At 76.4% G+C, this 2,309-nt stretch carries 1 protein-coding gene and 1 pseudogene; one reads left to right on the top strand and one right to left on the bottom strand.

Annotation, left to right across the window (positions count from 1 at the left end; translation table 11 throughout):
- Positions 1–235: 235 nt before the first annotated feature.
- The gene (locus F9B16_RS53410; protein ID WP_225992685.1) at positions 236–1,978 is read left to right on the top strand and encodes a serine/threonine protein kinase; all 1,743 of its coding nucleotides are present in this window, start codon (positions 236–238) and stop codon (positions 1,976–1,978) included.
- Positions 1,979–2,036: 58 nt separating this feature from the next.
- Here F9B16_RS53410 and F9B16_RS52120 read toward each other — a convergent pair.
- Positions 2,037–2,309, bottom strand: a pseudogene (locus F9B16_RS52120) (hypothetical protein); the annotation flags it as partial.

Genomic DNA, 2,309 nt, shown 5'->3' with positions numbered 1-2,309 from the left:
GCCGGCGGCCCGCTCTCACTCTTCCCGCGCAGGTCTCGATGCGGGCGGGACGTTCTGGGGTGGGGCGCCCTGCTCGCTTCAAGGCCGGCGCGGCGGACGAAAAGGCCGCGACGCACCGGAATCGAGAACACACGGACGATCACCGACGTCTAACGTGATACCGGAAGGTAAGGGCCGGACGGTGCCCGCGCGGGTAGGTGTTCCCGTGGCGGGTCCACGCGACGGAGGAGAGCCGATGACGCCCGTTGCCCCACTGCGGCCGGACGACCCGGGGCGGCTGGGGCGCTACGAGCTGCTCGGCCGGCTCGGCGAGGGCGGGCAGAGCGTCGTCTACCTGGGCCGCCGCGACGACGGCATGTACGGCGCCATCAAGCTGCTCCGTGCCCAGCTGAGCCGCAGCCCCGAGTGGCGGGCGCGGTTCGAGCGGGAGCTGAAGCTGATCGAGCGGGTCGCCGGGTTCTGCACGGCGCAGGTCGTGGACGCCGACGTGTCCGCCGAGACGCCGTACGTCGTCAGCGAGTACGTGCCGGGCCCGTCGCTGACCGGGCTGGTCAACGAGCGCGGCCCGCGCACCGGCACGGACCTGGACCGGCTCGCGATCGGCACGGTCACCGCGCTCGCGGCGATCCACCGGGCGGGGATCCTGCACCGCGACTTCAAGCCGTCGAACGTGCTGATGGGGCCGGACGGCCCGCGCGTCATCGACTTCGGCATCGCGCGGGTGATCGGCGCGGCGGCGGCGCGGGGCAGCGGCGTCGTCGGGACGCCGTCGTACATGGCGCCGGAGCAGGTGACCGACGCCGAGCTCGGCACCGGCGTCGACATGTTCACCTGGGCGGCGACGATGCTGTTCGCGGCGACCGGCCGGCACCCGTTCGGCAACGACTCGATCTCCGCGGTGTTCAACCGGATCCTGCACCACGAGCCGGACCTGTCGCCCCTGCCCGCGACGCTGCGCGGCGCCGTCGCGGCCTGCCTGGCCAAGGACCCGGCGCGGCGTCCCGAGGCGCAGCAGGTGCTGCTCGACCTGATCGGCCGCGACGTCCCGCCCCTGCCGCGGGACGGGGGCGCCCTGACCACCGGCGCGCAGCTCGCGGGGGACCGGCGCACGCCGCCCCCGCCTTCCCGGTTCGCGACGGCCGGGACCGGGCCGGAGCCGCCGACGCCGGACACGGTCCCGCGCCCGCAGCGCCGCATCGGCCGCCGCGCGGCGCTCGTGGCGGCGCCCCTCGTCGTCCTCGCGGGCGGCGGGACGGCCTGGGCCGTGCTGGCGAACGGTTCGCCGGACACGCCCGCCAAGGCGTCCACCGACCAGGCGGCCCCGCCCGCGGCGGCGGCTGCGGCGATCGCGCCGGCCGTGCAGGCGGTCGAGTCGGTGCTGTCCTTCGACCACGCCTCGCTCGACCGGAACGTGGCGGCGGCGCACGCCGCGTCGACGCCGCGCTACGGCGCCGACTACGACCGGCAGCTCGCCGCCAGCGGCTACCGCAAGGAGCTCCAGGACAAGAAGGGGTCGGTGACCACCGACGTCGTCGACTCGGCGGTCGTCGGCGCGGCGTCCGACCGGGTCACCGTGCTGTCGCTCGTCAAGCGGACGGTGCGCGCCGAGGACGCCTCGCCGCGGCTGCTGGCGGACCCGATGCGGGCGACGATGGTCAGGCAGGGGAACCGGTGGCTCCTCGACACCCTCTACACGCTCAAGGCGGGGTCGCAGCGCGCCGACACCTCGGGCCTCCCGTGGCCGGGCGCGCAGGCGCGCGGGGCTCTCGGCGCCGTCTACCGGGATCCGGCCGTCGCGTCGGGGACGCCGGTGGAGCTGGGTGTGCGCGCGGGCGACGGGTCGGAGGGATTGACCGCGCTCGTCGCCGTCGGCGACTGCAAGAGCGCGTGTACCGACAAGGACCCGATCTCGTTCCATCGCCTGCTGCTGCGGCGCTCGGGCGGCGGATGGACGGTGGCGTCCTCGCAGCGGCTCTGAAGAGGGAACGGTCCAGGAGCGTCCGGAACGCGGGACGCCCCTGGACCGTGAACGCGGGTCAGGACTCGCGGGCCGCCGCGCGCCTGCGGGTCGCGGCGATCGCCACGCCGCCGGCCGTGATCGCGGCCAGGCCGAGCGCGGCGATCGGCAGCGCGTCGGTGCCGGTGAACGGCAGCCCCTTCTGCGGGACGAACGCCGACGCGCTGGCGCCCGAACCGAGCCCGCCGCCGTGCGCGGACGGCAGGTCCGGCAGCAGCGGCGCGGACGGCAGCGCGGGCGGCGCCGGGGACGGGCCGGGCGGGGTGCCGGGGCCCGTGGGCGGCGGCGGGGT

Source organism: Actinomadura montaniterrae (assembly GCF_008923365.1).
Classification (GTDB): domain Bacteria; phylum Actinomycetota; class Actinomycetes; order Streptosporangiales; family Streptosporangiaceae; genus Spirillospora; species Spirillospora montaniterrae.
Note: the sequence above shows the minus strand (reverse complement) of the source record. Positions and strands in the feature narration are given on the sequence as shown.

What these genes read in the sequence shown, in the direction of transcription:
- F9B16_RS53410 (WP_225992685.1), top strand. Translation starts at nt 236, where the DNA reads ATGACGCCCGTTGCCCCACTGCGGCCGGACGACCCGGGGCGGCTGGGG.